The sequence below is a fragment of the Pantoea sp. genome (genome assembly GCF_032114055.1).
In the GTDB taxonomy this organism is placed as follows: Bacteria; Pseudomonadota; Gammaproteobacteria; order Enterobacterales; family Enterobacteriaceae; genus Pantoea.
In genome coordinates this window covers 171,987-190,391 of the sequence record NZ_DAMCTB010000004.1, presented here as the reverse complement: position 1 = coordinate 190,391, position 18,405 = coordinate 171,987, and the positions used below count along the sequence as shown (strand labels likewise).

Sequence of the window (18,405 nt, the reverse complement as noted above, 5' to 3'; positions counted from 1 at the left end):
AAAGGGAATAATGGCGTCACGAAAAAAAGCGGGTGCTTTCGCACCCGCTTCACCGATTGACCTGACAGGGTTGGTGGTCGTCAGACGACATGAACCTGCAGATTCTGCTGCACCAGCACATCTCCCAGCGTGTTATCGCTGCTCAGCGCCGAGTTGTGGTAGATCTCAAAGACTCTGCCATCTACCGTACGCTCGCCGCTGACTTCCCAGATCCCGCCGTTGCTGTTAGCCAGCATGACCTGGCTGCCATCCGCCCCTTTGACCAGCAGATCGTCACTCTGTTTATCCGTGATATTGAGTGCCTCATTAAGATCCAGCTTCACGGCGTTGGTGCCGGTTTTGCCCAGGTCAAGCACCTCGATATGTTCAACCTTCAGGCCCAGCGCGGTGAGATCCAGAGTCAGATTTTCACCGTTGAGCACCAGGGTATCGGTGCCTGCACCGCCATCGATGTGGGTAAAGTTAAGGTCGCTGACCGTCACGATATCCGCACCGCTGCTGCCGACCACCGAGGCCCCCTCCGCCGTGCTGCCATCTGCCAGCGTGATGACCACGCCACCAATGGTGTAGGCCCCCTCCTCTGCCGGCGCGGCTGCTGCCGCCGTCATCGTCTCACTGACCGGAACGTTTTCGCTGCTGCTGACCGGCGTCACGCTATCCGCGTCCGTGACAAGCGTAGAGGCCACGGCTACCGTGCCGCTGTTCTCATCATTGCTGGTGCTGGCCGTATGTGTCGTCTCAGCGCCGACACTGGCGAGCGTGGCGCTGTCATCCACAACGGAGAACAGGGCAACCGACTCGGTGGCCGCCAGCGTCACCGGCAGCAGCGAGCCCAGTAGCAGCGTGTTGGTGGTGGTGTAGCTGTTTCCGGCCACGTCAACAATCGAGACTTTTGCCAGGGTATTCAGCGACAGCAGCAGGCCTCCGACCGACAGCAGCGACGGTGAGAAGTTAACGGCGTAACGTCCCAGTGCATCAGTCGTGGTGTTCAGCGTCGGCCCGTTGCTGCCATTGGCAAGCAGCAGCGTCACACTGACCCTTGAGCCCTGGGCCGCATTCAGCGAACCGCCCTGCACCACCAGTCCCGTGAGCGCAGAAGTCACCAGGCTGAGCACCGGATCGACCCCGACCAGCGGCTGATTATGCGACAGCGCGGTGAAGCTGCTGCTGCTGCTGGCGGTATTGCCACCGATATCCGCCACCGTCACGGTCAGCGGATGACTGCCGTCCGCGATCCCTTTCAGCGTTGCGGAGGGCACGCTGACGCTCCATGTGCCATCCGCCCTGACTGTCGTGGTGAGGACAGCGCCCGCCACGTTAACTGTGACCGTGCCACCCACTGCGTTGGTGCTGCTTCCACGGATGGTTTCACTGCTGTTCGCTTCCGCGATGTTGAGATAACCGTCGCCGCCAAAGAAGCTGTTTACGCTCACTGTCGGCAGCGTGTGACTGACCACAGCCAGCGACGACGACACCGTACCGGTGTTGCCTGCGCCGTTGATCACGCTGGCAGTCACGGTCTGCAGGCCATCCGCGATGGCGGCGAGGTTAGCCGCCGGCACCGAAAGACTCCAGTTGCCGTTGCTGCTGACCGTCGTGCTGTAGGTCTGTCCGCCCAGCGTCACCCGCACCACCGATCCCTCGGCGTTGCTGGCAGTGCCGCTGATGGTCTGAGCCGTTTTCACATCCACGGCGCTCAGGGCACTGTCGCCAAACAGGGAGGTAATCGCGACCACCGGCGTCGACTGACTGATGACGCTGAGTGTGCCGCTGCTGTTGACCACGTTGCCGTAGGCGTCCGTACCGGTCACCGTGACGGTTTTGGTGCCATCAGTGATTGCCGTCAGATCCGCTTTCGGTACGCTGATACTCCAGTTCCCGCCGCTGACCACTTTAGTGGTATAGGTCAGGCCATTCAGCGTGGCGCTGACGACAGAGCCCGCAGAGAGACTGGAGGTGCCGCTCAGCGTCTGGTTAGAGGCCAGATCCGCCGCGCTCAGTACGCCGTCACCAAATACCGTATTGACGGAGAGCGTAGGCTGAACCAGTCCCAGTGACACGCCTGCGCTGGTGCTGCTGACGTTGCCGACCAGGTCAGTGACCGACGCGCTGACGGTGAAGTTACCGTTCAGTAACGTCGACAGCACCGCAGGCGAAACGGTTGTTGAGAAGCTGCCGTCTGCGTTGACCAGTGCCGTAGCGGTGGTATTGCCAATCGCCAGCGTGACGCGGCTGCCTGCCGCGACACCGGAGACGGTGCCGCTGATGGTCTGTGTCACCAGCGACTCTGCCAGGTTCAGCACGCCGTCACCAAACAGCGGATTGAGTGTGACTTTTGGCAGATTATGAATGCCGACCAGGGCGGTGGCATTCGCGCTGCTGGTATTACCGGCGCTGTCGGTCACGCTGACACCGACCGTCAGCGTACCATCGGCAAGTCCCTGCAGCAGGGCTGGCGACAGCGGAACGTTAAAGGTACCGTTCGCAGCCGTCGTCGTGACAAACTGCTGTGCGCCGACAGAAACCACCACGCGCGATCCTGTTTCCGCCCCACCAATCACCCCGCCGATCGTCTGAGCGACCAGCGCATCCGCCACGTTGAGCAGACCGTCGCCAAAGAGCGGATTAATGGTAACCGTCGGCAGCAGCGTGTCGACCCGGAATCCGGCGCTGGTGGACGCCGTGTTGCCCGCCGCGTCCGTCACCGAGGCCCCGACGGTCAGGTTGCCCTGCGCCAGCGTGCCCAGAATATCCGGCGTGATCGTGGCACTGAACGCCCCGCCTGCGCCTACCGTTGCGATGACCTGGCTGCTGCCCACCGTGAGCGTTACCGTACCGCCCTGAGCAACATTGTTCACCACGCCGCTGATCACCTGTCCGGTGGCGATGTCGGCCAGATTCAGCACGCCATCTTCAAACAGCGACGTCAGCGAAATCGACGGTGCCTGAGTAAAGACGCCGATAGTTGCGCTGCCGGAAGCCACGTTGCCCGCCACGTCTCTGACACTGACGCCCAGCGACAGGTTGCCATCAAGTAATGTGGTCAGATCGCTGCCCGGCAGGTTAACGCTCCAGGCACCGCCCGCCTGCACTGTGGTGGTGTAACTCTTGCTGCCAAAGGTAACCGTGACCTGAGAACCCGCCGCCGCATTCTGGATCACGCCGCCGACCAGCTGACCGGCCGTGGCTTCTGCGATGTTCAGCAGGTTATCACCGCCAAACAGCCCGGTAAGTTCACCCACCACCGGCACCGCATTGATGATCGACGTGACCGTTTCACCCACGGTACGGGTGTTGCCCGCGCCATCCGTCAGGGTAACGCCGAATGTCAGAGAGCCATCACCTAACAGACCCAGCACCGACGGCGGGACGACGATGGCCCATTTTCCATCCTGACCCACGCTGGCCGAGAGCGTTGTTCCGCCCAGCACCACTGATACGGTCGCACCCACGCCCGCCGAGGTGGCTACCCCGGAAATCGTCTGTGCTACAGTAGCGTCCAGTGCGCTAAGCGTGCCGTCGCCAAACACCGAATCGACCACCAGCGTCAGTGCGCTGTTGACCACTTTGTTGACCGTCAGCGTGGCGTCCGTCTGGTTTCCGGCGTTGTCACTGACCCGCACGCCAAATACCAGCGCGCCCTCCGTCAGCCCCGACAGCACCTCCGGCGTCAGGTTAATGCTCCAGCGACCATCCGCACCGACGGTCGCGGTCGCGACAGGCGCCGCATCGCCCACATAGAGACCAATCGTCTGGCCCGCCGCCCCCTGCGCACTGCCGGTCAGCACCTGACTGGTCACCAGATCAGCGGCGTTGATGACGTTGTCACCGAGGAACGCATCTACCTGCACCAGCGGCGCAGAGGTATTGACCGTCACCGGCTGACTGGCGGTGGCCACATTACCCGCCAGATCGGCCAGCTGCGCGGTGATCGTAGGCGTCGTGCCGTCGGTCAGCGCCTGCATGGCACTGGCGGGCACGGTTGTGGACCAGCTTCCGTCACTCTGCACGATGGCGCTGTAGCTCTGATTATCAAAGGTGACGGTGACCAGGCGACCCGCTTCACTGGCATCAGTGGTGCCGCTGATGACCTGGCTGACACCACTTTCGCTGCCATTCACCTGATTGTCGTCGGCAAAACTGTTGATAGACAGCGCTGGTGGTGTCAGGTCGATCAGGACGTTGCCGCTGGTGCTGACGGGTGTCGTGCCGCCGGTCGCATTCACCGTAATCGCCACGCTGCCGTCCGCCCCTCCAAACGCGCTGACCGGCAGGGCCACCGTTGACCAGTTGCCCTGCGCATCCAGCGTGGTGCTGTAATTCTGACCCGCAATCACGACCGTCACCACACCATCGGCCCCCAGACCGAGCGAGGTGCCGCTTACGACCACCCCGCCCGCAAGATCCTGGGTGCTGATGATGTTGTCACCTGAGACGGTGCCCAGCGCTACCAGTGGACCTGGCGGCGGTGTCAGATCGACGGCCAGGCTGACCGAGCCCGTGCCGGTATTGCCGGCCAGATCGGTCACCGCCAGCGCCAGGGTCGTCGTGGTGCCAAAGGTCGCCATCTGCTCTGGCGTCAGCGTCACGCTCCAGCTGCCATTGGCCGCCACAATCGCGGTTCCCAGCAGCGTGTCGTTCAGCGAAACCGTGACTACCGATCCCGGTTCGGCGCCTGCTGCTGTGCCGCTGAGCACCTGTGGCTGAATGCTCTCACTGTAATTCAGCACGTTGTCGCCGGTAAAGTCCGTGACGCTGAGCACCGGTGGCGTAGTGTCGAGCACCAGCGAGCTGTTAATCGTCGAACTGTTCCCCGCGCCATCGATGGCCGTGATGGTGACCGGATAGGTGCCATCCGGCAGCGCCGAAAGCTGGGCCGCTGTCAGCGGCACCGTCCAGTTACCATTGGTGTCGGCTGTGGTGGTGTAGAGGTTACCGCCAAGCGTGAGCTCTACACGCTGATTCGGCCCCGACTCGCCAGTGGTGCCGCTCAGGTCAATGCCGGCGGCCGCCTCTCCGGCGTTGACATAGCTGCCCAGAAACGCCGGACTGACGGCCGGTTTCGGTGCAGTAAGGTCGGCGAAGAATGGCAGCTGCGCTGACGCGCTGTTGCCCGCTGCATCCACAACGTTAACCGTCAGCGTCTGCGCGCCATCAGGCAGCGCGTTCAGGGCATTGGCAGGAATCGCCACCGTCCAGTTTCCATCCGCATCCACCGTGCCGGAATAGCGGCTGCCGTTGAGGTCAACATTGATGCTGACCGCCTGGTTTGCCCCCGTACTGCCGGTGGTGCCGGTCAGGGTAACCCCGGCCGCGGCTTCGCTGATGTTCAGCTGGTTATCTCCGCCAAACGTATCGGCACTGAAGGTCGGCACCGGCAGAGTAACCGCTGTCACCACGTTCAGCGCGGTGCTGTCGCTGTTCCCCGCGATATCCGTGGCGGTCACGGTGATGGTGTGACTGCCGGTGGTCAGGGTGGCTAACTGCTCTGGTAAGAGTGTCAGCGACCAGCTGCCATCGTTCTGCACCGTAGCCGCCAGCGGCTGACCGCCGTTGAAACCGGAAATCGCTACCGCCACCGTCTGACCGGCGCCGGTAATGCCGGTGGAGCCCGTCAGGATCTGCGCACTGGCCGCCTCTGCCGCGTTGAGCGCACCGTCGCCAAAGGGCAGATTCAGTGTGACATCCGGCAGCGTGTTGATGGCCACCAGCACCGTGCCATTGGTGCTGGCACTGTTGCCGTTAACGTCGGTGACGGTCACGGTCACCGGCCAGTTACCGTCCGGCAGGGTTTGCAGGAGGGCCGGAGGCAGGTCGAGCGACCAGCGCGATCCCTCCGCATTCAGCTCCGCGGTGTAGCGTGTACCATTGAGGGTTACCGTCACACTGTCAGCATTTTCACTGACCACAGCCCCGGTCAGAACGCCGCCTGCGGCCGCCTCTGCGGCGTTGATACGGCCATCGGTGAAGGGCGTATCCAGCGTCGGTTCCGCCAGTGGCGTAATCGCCGAGGTAAACGTTTTGGTTGCCTGGCTGGTGTTGCCTGCCCGGTCAGTCGTCACCAGGGTCAGCGTGTGTTCACCCGCCCCCAGGCTGGCGATCACGTCCGGCGTCAGGCTGGCTGTCCAGTTGCCGCTGGCGTCGACCGTGACGGTCAGCGGGATATTCTGATCGCCAACGGTGACGCTGAGGGTCTGACCCGCGACCACCGCAGAGGTGCCGGTGACCTGCTGAACCACGCCGGCTTCACTGATATTGATGATGTTGTCGCCGAACTGAATCGCGGCAAAAGTCGCCGGCACCGGCGCCGCCTTCAGGATCTCCACGCCTGCCGTCGCCTGCGCCGGATTGCCTGCTGCATCTGCGGCGGTAACGACAACCTGCGTCACGCCATCAACTAACGTATCAAGCGCGTCCGGGGCCAGATCCAGCGTCCAGTTGCCGCTGGCATCGGTGGTGGTGCTGAACGCTTCCGTGCCGACAGTGATGCTTACTACAGTACCTGCCACCAGGTTGGCACTGCCGCCACTCAGGGTTAACGGGCCCGCACTGTCAGCCGCACTGACCAGCGCGTCACCAAACGGTGTCTCCAGCGTCAGGGCTGGCGGCGCATTAAATGCCACGTTGAGCGAGAGATCGTTCTCCGTCGTGACGTTGCCCGCGGCGTCGGTGACCGAAACGCTGATGCCGTTCTGCCCATCAGCCAGCTGCTGCAGATCGGCGGTCGGAATAGTAACTGACCAGTTGCCCCCTTCTCCGGCCGTGGTGGTATAGCTGACGTTGTTAAGCGTCACCGTGACCGGGAATGCGCCGGTGGTGGTGCCAACGATAGTAAGATCCTGCAGCGATTCTGCAATATCCAGGACCTCACCGGCACTGACTGTGATGCCGTTCAGTGCCGGTGGTGTGGTAATGAAGCTTACCGCCTGGCTCACGGTGGCCGGGTTACCCGCAACGTCGCTGGCCGTCACGACAAAGGTTTGCGTGCTACCAGACGCCAGGCCCGCAAAGGCGCCGGACGGCACTGTCACGCTCCAGTTGCCATCAGCGTCAAGGGTGGTGGGGTAATCATTGCCGTTAAACGACACGGTGACCGGCGATCCGGCTGCCAGCTGGGTACTGCCACCACTGATCACCACATCCGCCGCGGCCTCAAGGGCATTAATCACATCATCCCCTGCGACTACGTCGATCGTCAGCGTCGGCTGAACCTGAGCACTCGCCAGCACGACCAGAGAGGCGCTGCTGCTGGCCGGATTGCCCGACGCATCAGCGGAGCCCACAACCAGCAGCTGGTCGCCATCCGGCAGATTCGCGAGATCGGCGGCAGGTACGGTTACCGTCCAGAGACCCTCTCCGTCCACCGTGCCGCTGTACTGAATGCCGTTCAGCGTCACCGTTACCAGCTGGCCCGGCGCCAGGTTGGTGCTGCTGCCGCTGACAGCCAGATCCAGCTGCGCCTCCGCCTGGTTCAGGAAGTTATCGCCACTGATGGGATCGATGGTCAGGGTGGGCAGATTCACACTGTCCGCATCACGCGTCAGGTTCTGCGTTATCGTGGTCGGGTTGCCTGCTGCATCCGTCAGCGTCACCGTCAGTGGATAGCTGTTGTCTGTCAGCCCCTGCATAACGCTGGCTGGCAGTGTGACCTGCCAGGTGCCGTCAGAGAGAACCAGGGTAGTGTAGTCAACATTCTGGAAGCTGACGGTCACGGTCTGTCCGGCATCCTCAGCCGGGGCACTGCCGCTGATGATGACGGGTTCCAGAACCTCCAGTGAGTTGATGATGTTGTCGCCGCCGACAGGGGTCAGGGTCAGTACCGGCGGCGTCAGATCCACCGTCACCGCACTGATCAGCGATCCGCTGTTACCGGCGGCATCGCTGGCGGTGATCTCCAGCGCATTGACGCCCTCGGCCAGCAGCTGCACCTGCTCCGGCGTTAAGCTCAGCGTCCAGTTGCCCGCTGCATCAACCGTGGCAGGGTAATCATTTCCGCCCAGCGTCACCGTTACCGACTGGCCGCTGCCTGCTACGCCGGTTGTGCCACTCAGTGTCTGACTGAGCGCCGATTCAGCCAGGCTGAGATAGCCGTCGCCGAACGGGGTGTTAAGCGTGACCTGGAGATCGCCGGTTGCCACGCTGATCTCGCGCGTTTCGGTCACCGGATTGCCCGCCGCATCGCTGACTGTCACTGTCAGGATATAAGCCCCGGCCGGAATGCCCGCCAGCGCGCCAGCAGGCAGGGTCAGGCTCCAGTCGCCATCCTGGGTGACCGTGGTGGTCCAGATCTGGTTATTGAGGGTTACAGTGACCCGCTGACCGGCCTCTGCACTGCTGCTGCCGCTCAGTTCAATCGGGGCGAGGCTTTCAGCAATATTGACGATGTTGTCATCCGCGACGGCATTCAGCGTCAGGGTCGGTGGCGTCAGATCGACCGTTACACTCCCCTGGCTGCTGCCGGTGTTGCCAGCGGCATCCTGAACCGTCACGGTATAGTCCACGTCCGCTTCCGGCAGATCGGCCAGCGCCGTGGCGGGCACGCTGACCTGCCAGTTGCCATTGCTGTCGACCGTGCCGGTGTAGGTAAGACCATTCAGCAGCACGCTGACCGTCTGACCATCGCCTGTGACACCGGTGGTGCCGCTCAGCGTCTGGGCGGTGGCAATCTCGCTGCTGTTGAGCGTGCCATCACCAAAAGCTGACACGATCTGGGGTACAGGCGGCGTGGTCAGTACGCTGAGCGAGGCTTCGCTGCTCAGGGCGGCACCCCCGCTGTCTGTGGCGCTGACCGTCAGCGTGTAAGGGCCATCAGCCAGCGCCGTCAGTGCCTCCGCCGGAACGATAACACTCCAGCGTCCTCCGGCCGACACCTGGGCGGTATAGCTGACATTGTTAAACAGCAGTGTGATCACACCCTCCTGCGGCACATTAACGGCGTTGCCGGTCACGATTAGCGGCTGACCCAGCTCCTGTGCATTCAGATAATTGTCACCGCTGATGGCGTCAAGCGACAGGCCAGAGGCGTTGCTGTTGATGTCAAAGGTCAGATCACGGGTGGTGGTGTTACCCGCCACATCGCTGACGGCCACGGTAAAGGTGGCGCTGCCATCGGCAATGGCGGCCAGCGCACCGGCTGGCACGATCAGGCTCCATGCCCCGCTGGCCTGTACTACGCCGCTGTAAACCGCACCCCCAAACGCCAGCGTGACCAGCTGGCCCGCTTCGACATTGGTCGTGGTGCCGCTCAGACGCTGGTCGGTCAGGCGTTCCGCACCATCCACCACATTGTCACCCGTAAAGGCATCCAGCGTCAGCGTTGGCAGGCTGGCAGGCTCCACTTTCAGCACCAGATCGCGGCTGCTGGTGGTGCTGTTTCCGGCTTCATCAGTGGCAGTGACCGTCAGCGGATAGCTGCCGTTATTCAGCCCGCTGTAAACGGTAGCGGGCAGTGCCAGCGACCAGTTGCCGTTGACGTCAGCGGTAGTGCTCAGACTGGTACCGTTGAAGCTGGCAACGATCAGCGCATTGGCATCGCTGCTGCCATTCAGCGTCAGGGGCTGCTGGCTTTCCGCCGCATTGATGATGCCATCGGAGGGGGTGATGACATTCAGCACCGGCGGCAGCGTATCCACCTGCAGGCTGCCAGCCGCCTGAGTGCTGTTGCCCGCGACATCGCTGACGACCACAGTATAAGCGTTGCTGCCCTGCGGCAGCGCAGCCAGCGCCTGGGGCGGAATCGCCACCTGCCAGTTGCCTGCGGCATCGACTGTGCCGCTGTAACTGATGTCATTCAGCGTGATGCTGACGGTCTGGCCGTCGCCTGTCACGCCGCTGTTGCCGACGATCGCACCACCGGCAACGGCTTCGTCGCCGTTGAGGATGCCATCCGTAAAGGCCACGCCGGGTGTGGCAACTGGCAGCGTGCTGGCGACCACGGTCAGGGTGGCATCACTGGTGACCAGCGTGACGCCATTCGCGTCGCTGGCGGTCGCGGTGATCGTCAGCGGGCCATCGGCTGCCGTGCTGAAGGTTTCCGGCGGCAGTGTCAGACTCCAGCTGCCATCGGCGTTGACGGTCGTACTGGCCGACGCGCCGCTGGCGACCACGGTAACCAGAGTACCTGCAGGCAGACCGCTGGTGCTGCCGCTGACCGCGACAGGCTCGTTTCGCTCCAGCGCGTTAAGGTAGTTGTCGCCGCTGACCGGGGCCAGCGCGAGCGACGGTAGCGTATTGTCGACAGTAAACGTAAGCGGGCTGGCGGCGCTGTTACCCACCGCATTGAACACGCTGACACTCAGGCTCTGATTACCCTCACCCAGCTCAGAAAGTGCGCCCGCAGGCAGAATAATGCTCCAGTTGCCGCTGGCCCCGACGACACCGCTGTAGTCGGTGCCGTTCAGGGAGATGACCACCTGCTGACCCGCCTCAACATTACTGCTGCTGCCGCTGACCGTAATCGGCTGCAGCTGCTCAGCCGCCGTGACGATGCCGTCGCCGGCAAAGGTGCTACTGTCAACACTCAGCAGCGGTTGTACCTCCGGCGCAGTGGCGACGTTGAGATCGACCACCTGACTGCTCTGATTACCGTTCACGCTGGTTTCGGTGACGGTGACGGGCAGGATGCCAGGTGGCAGTGCGGCCAGCGCATCAGGCGAAATCTGCAGCGTCCATTGCCCATTGACACCGACAGTGGTGCTGTAGAGCTGGTCATTGAGCTGAACGGTGACAATGTCGCCATTCTGACCGCTGCCGCTGACCTGTAGCGGCAGCAGCACTTCGCTGCTGTTCAGGGCGTTGTCACCGCCGATTGGCGCGACGCTCAGTGGCGGCAGCGTGGTGTCTATCGTCAGCACGCTGTTCTGGCTGTTGCTGTTACCGACCGCGTCGGTCACCGTCACCACCACCGGATAGCTGCTGCCATTGGTCAGGCCAGCCAGCGCTGCAGGCGGTACCGGCAGTGACCAGTTACCCGTAGCATCAACCGTGCTGGTGTAGGTCACGCCATTCAGCGTCACGCTGACGCGGTCGTCCGCGCTGCCCGTACCGCTGAAGCTGAAGCCGGCGGCCTGCTCGGCGTTATTCAGGATGCCATCTCCGGCAGGCGGATTCAGGCTGAAGTCAGGGGCGGCGGTGTCGACAGTAACCGGGAACGGCGTGGTAGCCACATTGCCGTTCGCCGTGGTCACGGTCACGTTCAGATCATAACGCCCATCGGGCAGCGACTGGAGGTCGGCTGCGGGCAGCGTGGCGGTCCAGCGGCCAGCGGCGTCCACTACCGCGTCGTAGGACTCACCGTTCAGCGTCAGGCTGACGCTGCTGCCCGGCGTCACAGTGCCGCTGAGGGTCAGATCGGCTGCCGCTTCCGCTGCGCTGATAATGCCATCGACCGCAATGGGATCGACGGTCAGCACAGGCAGTCCGGTATCGACCGTCAGCGGTACGCTGATGCTGTTGCTGTTGCCTGCGGCATCAGTGACCGTCACGGTAATCGGGTTGCTGCCCTGTGCCAGCGCCTGGAGAACGGACGGCGGCAGCGTCACGCTCCAGGCACCATTCGCATCAACCGTGGCCGGATAGCTGATGTCACCCAGGGTCACGCTGACCGCCTGACCCGGTTCAACGGAGCCGGTCAGCGTCTGCGCCACGCTGGCTTCAGCCGTATTAAGGATGCCATCCGTAAAGGGCGTATCCACCTGCGGGACGTCCGGCAGTACGGTTGCCACCAGCAGCGACTGACTGGTCTGCACCGCACCCGATGACGCGGTCACCGTGATAGTGCCCTGCGGCAGATTCGCCAGATCGGCGGCCGGTACGGTCAGCGTCCAGGCACCGTTTACATCCGTCACAGTGGTATAGGCAGTACCGCCGGGCACCAGGGTCACACTGACCGGACTGCCTGCAGGCAGGTTCGCCGACGCGCCGCTGAGGACAAGTTCACTCTGGGCTTCCAGCACATTCAGCGTGCCATCATCGCTGATCGGCGCAAGTGAGAGCAGAGGTTCACCGGAGACGACGACAGTAAGCTGGCCCGCGGCAGGCTGCGCCGGGTTACCGGCCAGATCTGAAATCGTGACGGTAAAGGGTTTATCCCCCGCTCCGCCCAGCGATCCGGCAGGCAGCGTAACACGCCAGCTGCCGTCAGCCCCGACTTCACCATCGTAAGACTGCCCGTTAATCGTCAGCAGCACCGGCTGACCTGCCGGAACATTCGTGACACGTCCCGTCACCAGAATATCCGTAAGCTGTTCGGCGCTGTCGATCTGATTATCGCCGGTCACGGGATCGATAGTCAGTACTGGTGGATTGTCCACCAGCACCGTAACGCTGGAAGCCAGGGTGCTGCTGTTGCCATAGGCGTCGCTGAGCACCACATCAATCGGGTAGGTCGCATCGCCCAGCTGGCTGACGATCGCAGCAGGCACCGTCACGCTCCACTGGCCGTCGGTGCGCACGGTCGCCGTGTAGGTGTCATCGTTGAAGGTAACGCTGACCAGGTTGCCCTGCGCGCCGCCGCGTCCGTCAATCACCAGATCCTGAGTCTGTTCCGCGATGTTGATATAGCCATCACTGGCCGGTGTAAAGAGTTCCAGCAGCGGCGGCGTGGTGGCAAAAATCAGCGAAGTGGTGGTCTGCGTGCTGTTGCCATCTGCGTCGGTCGCCACGACTGAAATCGGCTGTGTGCCGTCAGGTACACGGGTCAGATCGGAAGCCGGAACGGTCACGCTCCAGCGGCCATCCTGCGCCACGACAGCGGAGTAAGTCAGGTTGTTTAAGCTGACACGGATGATATCTCCTTCATCGCCGGTGCCGCTGACGATCAGCGGCTGCTGCGCATCGCCGACGTCGATCACGCCATCCGGGTCCGCCTCGTCCAGCGTCAGCGCAGGCAGCGTCGTCGCCACCCGCAGTTCGGTGCTCTGAGTGCTGCTGTTTCCGGCCGGATCGGTCACCGTGACCGTTACGGGCAGCGTCTGATTCGGCAGCGTAGCCAGATCGGCAACCGGCACAGTGGCACTCCAGCTTCCGTTAACATCCACCAGGGCGCTGTAGGTTTTGTCATTGAGCGTCACCAGCACGCTGTCGCCCGGCTGACCGGTCCCGCTGATCTGCAGCGGCACCGTCAGTTCATTGTTTGTCAGTACGCCATCACCGCCCGGCGCATTGACGGTCGCTACCGGAAGCTGTGTGCTGACCGTCAGATTCTCAGTCTGCGAAGCCGTATTCCCGCTGGCATCAGTCAGCGTAACGGTCAGCGGATAGCTGCTGCCATCCGCCAGCGCCTGCAGTGCAGAGGCAGGCAGATTCACCTGCCAGTTCCCGTCTGCATCCACGGTGGCGGTGTAGGTCTGATTGTTTAGTGAGACAGAAACACTCTCGCCTGGCCGGGCACCTGAACCGCTGACCGGCACACCTGCCGCCACTTCAGGGTTATTAAGGATGCCATCGCCGCCCGCGATCTCCCCGACAATCAGCGTGGGTGGCAGCGTGTTGACGCTGAAGTTCAGCGTATCGTCCACGCGGTTGCCCGCCTCATCGATCGCGGCGATCGTCAGGCTGTTGGCGCCCTTCGGCAGTAAAGCCAGATCGCTGGCCGGCAGCGACAGGCTCCAGCTTCCGTCATCATTGACAATAGTGCTGTACGTTTTGCCGTTGAGTTGCAGCTCAACCTGCTGGCCCGCCACGGCTTTACCAGTGCTGCCGCTGAGCAGCAGATCGCTGCCTGCCTCCAGCTGGTTAAGAATGCCATCGCTGATGGCGCTCTCCGCGAGCGTAATCTGTGGCAGCGTGTTCACCACCACGTTCAGCTGGGCGGCGTCGGTCAGCAGAGCGCCGCTGGTGTCCGTAGCGGTCGCCGAAATCACTTTGATGCCGTCAGTGATCCCCGCCAGATCGCCCGCTGGCACGATGACGCTCCAGAAGCCATTGCTGTTCACCACGGCGCTGTAGGTGTTGTTGTTGAAATCAACCTGTACCGCCTGCCCCGGATTGATGCCGACCGCAGAGCCATTGATAACCAGGTCGCTGCTCAGCTCCTGCAGATTGAGGAAGCCATCCAGGCTGACAGGTTCAGTGATTGTGATGACGCCCGGCTGACCTGGCGCTGGCTCAACATTGATGTCGCGGCCGTCGGTAGCCTGCAGCCCCGCCGTTGTTGAGACGCTGACCGCAATGGTAGTGATGCCTGCCGCCAGGGCGCTGAGTGCCTCAGAGGGGATCGACACGCTCCAGTCGCCGTCTGCATTGACCGTGCTGCTGTAGCTCTGGCCGCCAAGCGTAATGAAGACTGTCTGGCCCGTTTCAACATTGCTGGTACTGCCGGAGAGAATCTGATCCAGCGCTTTCTCGCTGTTGTCCACCAGGTCGTCACCGGCAAACACGGCGATCGTGACCGTTGGTACGCCCGGCTGTGGCGGGGTCTCTACTATGATCGACCGATCTTCATTCGCCACAACCCCGGTCAGCGTGGTAACACTGGCAGTGATGGTCGCACTCCCCGCCGCCAGGGCAGCCAGTGCGCTGGCAGGGACGTTGAGGCTCCAGCTGCCATCACTGTTGACCGTGGCGCTGTAGGTCTGGTCACCCAGTGTGACCGTCACAATCTGACCGGCCTCGACATTCGAGGTGGTACCACTGAGCAGCTGTTCGCTGGTTTTCTCATCGTTGCTCAGCACATCATCACCGGCAAACTGATTAATGGTGATAACGGGCTCGCCCGGCTGGGTCACCGGCGCCTCAACGGTGATTGGCAGGCTGCTGCTGACGGTCTCGCCCGCCGCATTGCTGACCGTTGCCACCAGGGAGGCCGTCCCTGCGGCCAGGGCACCCAGTGCATCCGCCGGGATGGCAATATTCCAGCTGCCGTCGGCGTTGACCGTACCGCTGTAGCTCTGACCGCCCAGCGTCACCGTGACAAGCTGGCCCGCCTCGACGTTAGTCGTACTGCCGGAGACCGCCTGCGCCTCCAGCTTCTCGTCGTTGCTCAGAATGTTGTCGTCGGCAAAAGCATTAATCACCAGGGTCGGCGCGTCAGGCGCGGTGCCCGAGGCCTCAACCAGGAAGTCACGCGTTTCACTGACCGCCGTGCCACTCTGATCGCTGACCGTGGCGCTCAGGGTCGCACTTCCGGCGTTCAGCGCCGCCAGCGAACTGGCGGGAATGGTGACGCTCCAGCGGCCATCCGCGCCAACCGTGGCCGTAAAAGTTTCTCCATTCAGGGTGAGGGTGACCTGCTGGCCTTCGCCGATATTGGTCGTGGCGCCACTCAGCAGCTGATCGCTGGCTTTCTCGCTGTTGCTGAGGATGTCATCTCCGGCAAAAGCGTCGATAGTGAGGGTGGCGGCTCCCGGCTGCGTTGCCGGGGCCTCGACGGTAATCGGCTGTGTGGCAGTCACGCTGTCACCCGCCGCGTTCGCGACTGTCACGGTCAGCGTGGTACCGCCTGCCGCCAGCGCATTGAGGGCTTCGGGGGGCACCGTAACACTCCAGCGGCCATCACTCTGCACGCTGGTGCTGTAAGTCTGCCCGCCCAGGGTAACCGTGACAATCTGGCCGGGTTCAATATTGGTGGTTGTGCCGCTGACCGCCTGCCCGACCGCTTTTTCATCGTTGCTCAGCAGGTTATCGCTGGCGAAGCTATCCAGGATAAGGTCTGGCTCGCCCGGCTGCGTTGCCGGGGCTTCCACCGCAATGTCGCGGGTTTCAGTCGCGATAACGCCCGCGGCGTTGCTGACTGACACGGCGATCGCATTGGATCCTGCAGGCAGATTCTCCAGCGCGGCGGCCGGAATGCTCACGCTCCAGTTTCCATTGCCATCCACGGTGCCGAGGTAAGTCTGCCCGCCCAGGGTGACGGTCACCGTCTGGCCCGCCTCGACATTGGTGGTGGTGCCGGAGAGCGTCTGGTTGGTGCCTTTTTCGTCATTGCTCAGGATGTCATCCCCGGCAAACTGACCAATAGTGACCACAGGATCGCCCGCCTGTGTAGCCGGGGCCTCGACATTCAGCGGCAGGCTGCTGGTCGCCGTGTCACCGGCCGCATTGCTGACCGATACCGTCAGGGTCGTCGTGCCTGCTGCCAGGGCGCTCAGGGCCGCCGACGGCAGCGTCACGCTCCAGTTACCCTGCGCGTCCACGGTGCCGCTGTAACTCTGTCCGCCGAGGGTTACCGTCACCAGCTGACCCGGCTCCACGTTGCTGGTGCTGCCGGTCACGGTCTGGTCGGTGCTTTTCTCCGCGTTGCTCAGCTGATTGTCGCCAGTGAAATCATCCAGCGTGATCGCTGGCGGCCCCGTCACGACTGGCGTGTCGACGCTAATCGTACGGTTTTCACTGGCCTGCGTGCCTGCCTGATTAGTGACAACGGCAGCGATTGCAACCGATCCGGCGGCCAGCGTATTCAGCGCCGCAGACGAGAGCGTGACACGCCAGTTGCCCTGCGCATCCACTACCGCACTGTAAGTCTGATCGCCCAGCGTAATAGTTACAATCTGCCCCGCCTCCACATTGGCGGTGCTGCCGCTCAGCAACTGGTCACTGTTCTTCTCGCTGTTGCTGAGGATGTCATCCCCTGCAAACTGATCGATGGTAATAACCGGCGTACCCGGCTGAGTCACCGGCGCCTCAACGGTGAAAGTCAGGCTTCCGCTGGCAATGGTGCCCGCCTGGCTGGCGACAGTTGCCGTGGCGGTGACTGTGCCAGCGGCCAGTGCCGCCAGCGCATCGGCAGGCACGGTGATGCTCCAGCTGCCATCTGCGTTGACCGTGCTGCTGTAACTCTGTCCGCCCAGCGTGACCGTGACAATCTGTCCGGCTTCGACGTTGCTGGTGCTGCCGCTGAGGGTCTGCGGCGTGGTTTTTTCAGCGTTGCTCAGCACATCATCGCCGGTAAACGGGGCGATGGTCAGGGCGGGTACGCCTGGCGTAGTATCCGGTGCCTGCACCTGAATGCCCAGGGTAGCGGACGCCGTTGTGCCGGCGGCGCTGGTGACGCTGACGGCGATGGTGCTGCTGCCTGCGGCCAGCGCGGAGAGCGCGGCGACCGGAATGGAGACACTCCAGCTGCCATCTGCGGCAACGGTGGCGTTATAAGTCTGCCCGCCCAGCGAGACGGTTACGATCTGTCCGGCCTCGACGTTGCTGGTAGTGCCGGAGAGGGTCTGCGGCGTAGTTTTTTCATTGTTATCCAGCAGATTATCGCCGGCAAAGGGATTGAGGCTGATGGCAGGCGTTGCGGGCGTGCCGGGATCGGGTGCGGCCACGGTGACGGGCAGGCTGCCGCTCGCTGTCGTGCCCGCGCCGTTGGCCACACTGACATCAATGGTCGTGTTGCCCGCCGGGAGTGCCGCCAGAGCAGCGGCCGGAATCGTGACGCTCCAGCTGCCGTCCGCCCCGACGGTGGTGTTATAGGTCTGGCCGCCCAGCGTCACGGTGACAATCTGGCCCGCTTCGACATTGCTGGTGGTCCCGCTCACCACCTGATCGAGGGTTTTCTCGGCGTTATCCAGTACGCCATCGCCGGCAAAGGTGTTCAGGGTGATGGAAGGTGTGCCTGGCGTCACCGGGGTTCCGGGATCGGTGCCACCGCCGTCGCCACCGCCGCCACCCCCGCCGCCACCAGCGCCCAGGCCCGCGGCGAGCCCGGCTAAGCCCAGCACGCCCAGACCGCCCGCCGTGATCACGCCCATCGAGGTGTTGGTGTTATCGGCCAGCAGCAGCGGCTCTACGCTGTCCAGAGATTCATAGGTTGGCGTGACCGAACTGGAGGCCAGCTCAGCTCCCTCGGCAGTCTGCGGGAAGAGCGCATGTTCCGGCGGATTGACGCCATCGTCGAATACCAGCTCGCTATGCTGGCCATCGGCATCGTCAAGGAAGAATTTCTGATAGCGAACGGTGCTGCCGTCGCGCATGTGCAGAACCAGATCGTTGCCCTGGCGCTCATACTGGGTGACCACGGCGCGTGTACCATTGATACGTACGACGCTGGGCTCGGTGAGGTTAATGGATTGGGATGAACCGCTAACTGATTGTGAGATAAGTGTGCCATTTTCGCGCGAGATGATGTCGACACGGGTTTGCGTGAGTTCTGCCATTTTAACCTCTATTCCACCAGATTGGCTAATATACTGAATCAAAAAACATAAATTATTTTTATGCTTATGATTTTCACATTAGGGTTACCCTCCCGGAAAAGGAAGGCATATCCACCTGGTGACCAGAGAAACAGCACAGCAAAAATATGGCAAAGACCCGATTATAACCGGGAGGTATTGCTACTTTTGTTTGAATTTTTCTTGCAGACTCGCGGGGGACGTACCGGTTCTGACAGATTGATTTTTAACGTAGCTGGATGAAAAATCAATTTCAATGTGCAGATTTTATTATGATTTAATACTTTTTACATAAGCA

At 62.5% G+C, this 18,405-nt stretch carries 1 protein-coding gene; it reads right to left on the bottom strand.

The window, feature by feature from the left end:
* Nucleotides 1-80 precede the first annotated feature (80 nt).
* The gene (locus RT657_RS09090; RefSeq protein ID WP_313653930.1) at nt 81-18,089 is read right to left on the bottom strand and encodes an Ig-like domain-containing protein; all 18,009 of its coding nucleotides are present in this window, start codon (nt 18,087-18,089) and stop codon (nt 81-83) included.
* Between the last annotated feature and the right edge of the window lie 316 nt (nt 18,090-18,405).

Coding starts and splice junctions, on each gene's coding strand:
- RT657_RS09090 (WP_313653930.1), bottom strand. CDS start 18,089: ATGGCAGAACTCACGCAAACCCGTGTCGACATCATCTCGCGCGAAAAT.